At 35.3% G+C, this 7,430-nt stretch carries 5 protein-coding genes and 1 pseudogene; 1 reads left to right on the forward strand and 5 read right to left on the reverse strand.

Annotation, left to right across the window (positions count from 1 at the left end):
- Nucleotides 1–508: 508 nt before the first annotated feature.
- The 4 genes from NEH74_RS12835 to NEH74_RS12850 form a co-directional block, all read right to left on the reverse strand.
- Nucleotides 509–1,045 (reverse strand): hypothetical protein, encoded by a 537-nt coding sequence (locus NEH74_RS12835; RefSeq protein ID WP_262941445.1) that lies wholly within the window; start codon nt 1,043–1,045, stop codon nt 509–511.
- Between the two features lie 73 nt (nt 1,046–1,118).
- Nucleotides 1,119–1,829, reverse strand: coding sequence for a hypothetical protein (locus NEH74_RS12840; protein ID WP_262941446.1), 711 nt, complete (start codon nt 1,827–1,829; stop codon nt 1,119–1,121).
- A gap of 97 nt (nt 1,830–1,926) precedes the next feature.
- Nucleotides 1,927–2,925 (reverse strand): tyrosine-type recombinase/integrase, encoded by a 999-nt coding sequence (locus NEH74_RS12845; protein ID WP_055305146.1) that lies wholly within the window; start codon nt 2,923–2,925, stop codon nt 1,927–1,929.
- A 128-nt stretch (nt 2,926–3,053) separates the two neighbouring features.
- Nucleotides 3,054–3,563, reverse strand: a complete 510-nt coding sequence (locus NEH74_RS12850) for an HdeD family acid-resistance protein (protein WP_055305148.1) — start codon at nt 3,561–3,563, stop codon at nt 3,054–3,056.
- 407 nt (nt 3,564–3,970) lie between these two features.
- Between NEH74_RS12850 and pulA the strand changes: the two genes are divergently transcribed.
- Nucleotides 3,971–6,106, forward strand: a complete 2,136-nt coding sequence (pulA, locus tag NEH74_RS12855) for a type I pullulanase (RefSeq protein WP_055305150.1) — start codon at nt 3,971–3,973, stop codon at nt 6,104–6,106.
- Between the two features lie 237 nt (nt 6,107–6,343).
- On the opposite strand, the pseudogene NEH74_RS12860 reads toward pulA, so the two are convergent.
- A pseudogene (locus tag NEH74_RS12860) lies at nt 6,344–7,430 on the reverse strand (hypothetical protein); the annotation flags it as partial.

The following is a 7,430-nucleotide window of genomic DNA, read 5'->3' on the forward strand; positions in this document are numbered from 1 at the left end:
GTGAAACATACAAGCAATCGGTAGCTGATGGAACGAGCAAAAATCTACAAAATCATCCCGCTTAAAACAGGGATCTATTCCTGTTGAACAACGGGTTTTATAAACTAGTCCATGATTTAAAAGACAAAGAACGACTCATTGGTAAAACAATTCCTCGTCAAAAAGATAAAAGTAACCCCCCCCCTCTATTAGAGGAAGATGAGAATTCAGCAAACGGAAGAAATGTTATAGTGGTTAGAGTTACGGATTTGATGATGAATAACATGGGGAACAGAGCTAATAAAATGAGTGTATGAAGACAAGTGAAAGATAAATAAACTTAAAACAGAGCTTGAGAAATGAGTTCTTTTAAAAGAAAGGATTGTCAATCGCATCTTGATTGCTATTTTGAGTTAGCTAGGCCATCATTTAGACCTCTTTAAACCGAAAGTCACACATAAAAGTACTCACCACCGTTCACGAGATCAAAAAAGCGCTAGTTGAAGAAAACTAGCGCTTTTTTAAAATATTAAATCACTAATACGGAAACATTCAATCCTGGATCATCATAACTTCCCCAAGATTGCCAATCCATTTGTTCTTCTTGATTCAGTTGCTGTCGATGTCTTGAATATTCATCAACTAATATGAGTTTCGTATCTTTTGCCTTGTTCATTTCAACTAATGATTTTAATTCATTCATTTGCGAGAAAAACTGTGGCATTAAGACTCGAGGTAAATGATACTCACAAATATCACGGCGATGACGTGAAGGTTCAAATAGGACACGCACGACCAACTCAACTTGAGAAGACGATTTAAACATGTCACGATAATTCATTCCTTGTGAAACAACGACTAATTCATGCTCGTTATACTCTTTACCCCCTCTTTTTAGCGGATAGTCTTGATAAACTTCTAGGGCATACCCCTTTTTTTCAATCAACTCAATCATCTTTTTTTGCAAAATCCAGGCAATATCACGTTGCACCATAAATTGATAAGTTGGATAGTCCTGCTGTAACGCTTGTACCGATAATTCTAAAATTTCTTTTGCTAAAGACATAACTTCACCCTCATGTTTATTCGATTAATTCATCCTATTCACAAGAGTAAAAAATTATTATAAAATGTTTGAATCATTTTGAAGATAGATTTTTATTTCGATCGAGCATCCATCCAATTAATAAAATGACCCCACAGCAGATGGTAAAAATCACTGGCTGATCTAAATTTTTAATGCCAATCGCTATATAGGCCCATATAAAGACTAATGGATATAAAAAATCATTCTGACTAATATTAAACGCAATCGCTATAAATCCAGCAAACATTAAAATAAAAACAGCCCAAAAGACTTCAGGTAATCCTAATAAATTTGCAAATCCCGCTGCTTTTAAAACAATTGAGATTTCAACAATAGTGGCAATAGATAACCATCCTAAATAAATCGAGAATGGTGCTCGAAAAAATAAAGATTTCTTTTTGGCATGTTGACATGAAAGATAAGAACCCATCGCACTAATCAAAGCTCCTACTATAAATAAAGACGCAAAAGGTTGTCCCGCTAATAAAGATCCTCCTGCACCTAAAAGACTAATGGGTAAAAAAAGACTCACTTTCATATAACCCTCATCATACGGGGTTGACTTTAATCCAAACTTAATGATCCAGATTCCTAAAAGAACATAAATGAGTACCCAAATTAAAAATGCATAGCCAGCAGGTGTAATAAGAGGTCGGGCATCTGGGACTGAAAAGGCTGTTGCTCCATTTACTAAAGTCGATGTAATTAATAAAAAGCTATAACTCAATAAATTAAATAATGTAAATAGATATTTTTTGTTCATAACTTCCTCTCCTCATTCATTAGATTGATAGTTAATCATATGTTGGATTGAAAGAAATACGAACTAAAATGATGAATAATAAAAAAAGCTTAGTCATCTAAGCTTTTTTTATATTAAATTCTAAATCATCTAATTGAATAAAGTCTCCTGCATTCTCTTTTAACTTATCAATCGAGTGAACATAACGGTTAGTTGTGGCAATATTTTGATGAGCTGCAAAATCACGAACCTTTTCAATACTTGCCCCACCTGTAATCGCTAAGGTAATCGCTGTATGCCTAGTCGAATGAACCTTTAAATGCTTATTGATATCGGCTTTTTTACAGGCAGCTTTAATCATATAATTTAATGAACTTGGGTCTAACTTCTCATTATTTCGTTTATTTCTTGAATGACCAATAAACAAATAAGCTTCTGCATGATCATTAAAATTACGGTCCGTTCGCTTCACGTAATCATAAATGAGCGATTTAACTATCGGTTGAATCTTAACCATATCCTTTTTACTTCCTTTTCGGATGACATGAATGACATCATATTCCCCATACTTTGCGATATCTTTTAATTTAATATTAATAAGTTCTGATTTACGGAGTGCTGTCGTCAATGCTAAATACATGATAGTCTTATTACGAAGATCTAAAATCTTCTTCGTATCAAACACACTTAATAACTTCACACATTCTTCAGACGTTAGAAACTCAGTTTCTTTAGAATTCACTTTCGGCTTTTCATCGCGAAGATTTCCAAATGGGTTAAAATATAATAACGCCCTTCCCGTTCGGTTATCTTGATATTTTAACAGCCATTTATAGAGTGAACTTAAAGAGGATACTTTACGGTTAATCGTCGCTGAGGCACACCCTTTTCCTTTTAAATCTAATAAATAATGTTCAACATCAAACATATTGACAGCCACAATTTGTTCTATCGTAATCTCCTCAATTTTTTCAACTTGAAAAAAGTCTAAAATATCACGTTCATATGAAATAGCTGTATATTTACTACTACTTCCTTTTAAATTTAAAAAATGGCGAATAAAATGAGTTTTTTGTCGCTCACCTACCGCCCGATTTTGCGTTAATACTAGTTCCATTACGTTTCACCATCTCTGTTTCATATAAGTCAAAATTTTAAACGATCTAGATTTTTTATCAGTTTATAGAGTATTCCTATCATAACACAAATTTGACCAATAAAAAAGAACCTACGTACTAGGTTCTTTTATCTAAAAGTATCTTTTAATTTAACTCCAAGGTATATCTCGCCTAAAGCAGTCACAATTAAAGCCGTTCCAATAAAATAAGGCGCTGTTATCAATGCTGAAAAAGGTTGAAAGACGACAATGGCACCAAAAATAACTAAAATAGCATTTGAAACGGTATAAATATTGAATCCAAAATATCCATTTCTAATTGAGATAAACATTAAATAAACACCTCGAACAAGAACCCATATTCCATAAATCAAGACTAGAAGATCTAAGGTTGAAATGGGATATAACCATAATACCAGTCCAAATAAAATATTAATGACACCATTAAAGATATAAAACCATTTTCCTTCGCGAGTCCCACTACGAATAATCGTTAAAACCCCAACAATGATAAAGAGTACCGCGATAAGAGTGCTCAAGCTAATAATACTCTGAAGCGGGAAGATAAAAAATAATAATCCAATAATGGCAAAAATGATCCCTTCAATAATAAACATCTTCTCTAAATACGTCGTCATATAATGACTCCTTTCTATTCAAATGCCTCACATCATCGTTTCATATCACCTTCTCCATTTATTAGAGCAAGATGACTTATCTCTTCTTGCAATACAAAATGATGATCTGATTTTGGAAAACTCGTTATTTAATGAATAGTCATCGTATCCTTTATCACAATTGAATATCTTTTAGAATTAAACAACGAGAGACAGTGACTTCATCTTTTCCAAAACCTAAGATTAGTATGTGACAGATAGTGCCATTTTATAATTAGGAAATCTACATCAACTATTGCCACTCGTACTCAGCGACGATTTAAACGAACATCATGTAAAGCGTTACAGCACAACATTTTATAAAAACCCTTTCAAATTAAGCATTCTTTCGGTATAATGAAGTGAACATTAGGATGAGGGGGATTTTTATGCGTAAACTTCAAACATTTGAAGCTTATTTAGACACATTTGAAACGATTACGGCTTATTTAAATAAGAGTTATTACCAGGGGGAAAGCCAGTCCTTTCGATTAAAAGATGAAACATCAACGACAACGTTACTAAACATCTTAGAAACAGTCGATGAAGGCGAATATATGAAATATATCTTAGAAACTCCTATTCTCGAGTTAGGAAAAAACTATAAGGTGATTGATGATCATAACCTAGCTGTGCCACTACAATATGGATATGTTGTCAGAACAAAGGAATTTGATGAGGCCTTTTATTATGATGGACATGATTTAGGTGTAACCTATACGAAGGAAGCTAGTACCTTTAAAGTTTGGTCACCGATCGCAACTCAAGTTAAAGTTGAAGTTCAAACAAAGGATGGGATTGAGACTTACGATTTAACAAAGGGAGATGAAGGTGTTTGGTCGATTACAATTTCTAAAGATTTAGAGCTCGCCTCTTATATTTATCTTGTTAAAGTGAATGGAACATGGAATCAAGCAACAGATCCGTATGCTATTGCCTCTACGCCTAATCATCAACGCACGGTTATCGTGGACCCTGAAAAAATCAAAATAGATTCAAAACGTGAATTAGCACCTGAGGTTAAGTCATATACCGATGCAATTATTTATGAAATGCATGTTCGTGATTTCTCAGTTCATAAAAATTCAGGAATTAAGCATGTTGGTAAGTTTTTAGGCGTGGTTGAAGAAGGAACAAGAACAAGTCGTGGAACTTTAACAGGTCTTGATTACCTTGTCGATCTGGGTGTCACACATATCCAATTATTACCAACTTATGATTTCGGATCAGTGGATGAGCTTAACCAATTTGAAACTTATAACTGGGGATATGATCCAGTTCAATACAATGTTCCTGAAGGAAGTTATTCAACAGATGTTCATAATCCTTACTCACGCATCATTGAAATGAAACAAATGATTGCTAAATTACATGAAAAAGGATTCAGAGTGATTATGGACGTTGTCTATAATCATATGTTTGACCGTCAAACATCATCATTTGAAAATATCGTTCCTAATTATTATTTTAAACTTGGTGAAAATGGTGAAATTTCAAATGGTTCATTCTGTGGAAATGATGTTGATTCATTACGCCCGATGTGTCGTCAATTCATTATTGATTCTTGTAAAATGTGGGTCAAAGAATATGGATTTGATGGATTCCGCTTCGACTTAATGGGAATTTTAGATACAGAAACAATGAATCAAATCGCTGATGAGTGTCAGGCGATTGATGCTTCAGTCATGGTTTATGGTGAAGGATGGAACATGCCATCCATCATGCCAGAAGAAGCAAAAGCGATGATGTATAATAACAAAAAAATGCCAAAAATCGCCCACTTCAATGATCGTTTTGGACGTGGAATTAAAGGATCTCCATTTGAAACAGAAATGTCTGATATTGGATATGGTTTAGGATATACAGGAGATATTAATCGTGCGATGAATGTCGTAGCAGGATCTTGTACGGACATCGGAATGGAAGCATTATTTGTAGAGCCAACGATGACGTTAAACTATGTTGAATGTCACGATAATATGACATTATTTGATAAAATCATGTTATCAAACCGTTGTGAATCATTAGAAACACGCTTAAAACGTCAAAAAATGATTACGGCTTTAATTCTGGTCTCTCAAGGCATTGCCTTCTTACATGCAGGACAAGAATTTAACCGGACAAAAGATGGCGATCATAACTCTTACATGTCACCAGATAGCGTTAATCAATTGGACTGGGACCGCAAAGATGAATACATAGAAACGGTGGAATTCGTCAAAGGATTTATTAACTTACGTAAAGAACTTAAAGCCCTACGCTTAAACACAGCAGAAGAAATCAAACAACACGTCACAGTTAACAAATTAGATGATCGTGTCATTGAGTATACAATCTCTAATGTTAAAGCTTATGGACCATACGAAGAAATTAAAATCTTTATCAACCCAACACACGAACCATTTAATATAAACCTTGAAAAAGAATATCTCATTGTTGCAGACCAAAGTGGACTTTTGAAACAACATCTAAAATCGGATCAAATAACGATTAATGCGATTGAATTGAAAGTTCTTGCTATTTAATAAAAACATAACTAGCTACTATGAATTTTTTCAGGATAGTAAAAAAGATCTCAACTTTAACCCCATAACTATCAAATTATTAAACGCATTATAAATAGATTTTTACTTAATCTATTAAAAATATAATAAAAAAGCAAGTTTTCTTATAAAAAGGCCCTATTAAGTAAGTTATTTTAACTACTTAACAGGGTCTTTTTTATATGACATGTTATTTAAAGATAAGAATTAAATTAATCCTTACTCGACAGAAAATGAGACATCATCAATATCTACTTCTTTTAAACCGCTTGTGTCAGAGGTTATAACAAATTTAATTTCTGCAAATTGTGCTCCTATTGGTGCTATTGGAGTAATTGCTCGATAGTACCCAAAGGAGCGATTACTATTTTGTAAGTCTTGATTTCTGACAGAGATAGTTAACGAATTTGATAATGGGTTTTGATTCATATCCAAAAATGTAACTGTTGCGATTAGGCCTACATTTTGACCTTCCGCATGTGCAAAGAATGAAAAGTTATAAAAGCATCCTGGATTAATATTCTCCACTATTTGAGACAAATTAGTATTTGGATTATCTCCAAAAGTTAACGATACAGAAAACTGTCCTGAATGAACTCTACCTTGCGCCCTCTCTTGACTTATTCGACTCGGTGTTGTACTAGTCCAATCTATTGGAACTTTTGGATTATCTCCTCCTGGGAATAACTCCATTCCTCCATTTTCAACCATTTCGCCCAATGATTTACATTCGCATTCACATTGACCGGTTGGTCCTGTTGGTCCAGTTGCCCCTCTTAGACCGGTTGCTCCGGTTGGTCCGGTTGCTCCTGTTGGACCGGTTGCTCCGGTTGGTCCCGTTGCTCCTGTTGGTCCGGTTGCTCCCGTTGGTCCAGTTGCTCCGGTTGGGCCTGTTGGTCCTGTTGGACCGGTTGAACCTGTTGGACCTGTTGGTCCCGTTGGACCTGTTGCTCCGGTTGGGCCTGTTGGTCCTGTTGGACCGGTTGAACCTGTTGGACCTGTTGCTCCGGTTGGTCCTGTTGCCCCTCTTAGACCTGTTGCTCCGGTTGGGCCCGTTGGTCCAGTTGCTCCGGTTGGGCCTGTTGGTCCTGTTGGACCGGTTGAACCTGTTGGACCTGTTGCTCCCGTTGGTCCTGTTGCTCCGGTTGGGCCTGTTTCTCCGTCGAATCCTTTCGGGATTACAAAATCAAAAATATGGTTTGGTCCTGTTGGATTTCGGTCTGTTACAATTGCAGAAGAACCAGCTTCTCCAGTTGTTGTATTACCTACTGCCAATGTTTCTCCAACTCCTGTTGGACCGGTTGCT

Source organism: Turicibacter sp. GALT-G1 (assembly GCF_025594995.1).
Lineage (GTDB): Bacteria > Bacillota_I > Bacilli_A > MOL361 > Turicibacteraceae > Turicibacter > Turicibacter bilis.

What these genes read in the sequence shown, in the direction of transcription:
- NEH74_RS12835 (WP_262941445.1), bottom strand. Translation starts at nt 1,045, where the DNA reads ATGTCTTTAGCAAAAGAAATTTTAGAATTATCGGTACAAGCGTTACAG.
- NEH74_RS12840 (WP_262941446.1), bottom strand. Translation starts at nt 1,829, where the DNA reads ATGAACAAAAAATATCTATTTACATTATTTAATTTATTGAGTTATAGC.
- NEH74_RS12845 (WP_055305146.1), bottom strand. Translation starts at nt 2,925, where the DNA reads ATGGAACTAGTATTAACGCAAAATCGGGCGGTAGGTGAGCGACAAAAA.
- NEH74_RS12850 (WP_055305148.1), bottom strand. Translation starts at nt 3,563, where the DNA reads ATGACGACGTATTTAGAGAAGATGTTTATTATTGAAGGGATCATTTTT.
- pulA (WP_055305150.1), top strand. Translation starts at nt 3,971, where the DNA reads ATGCGTAAACTTCAAACATTTGAAGCTTATTTAGACACATTTGAAACG.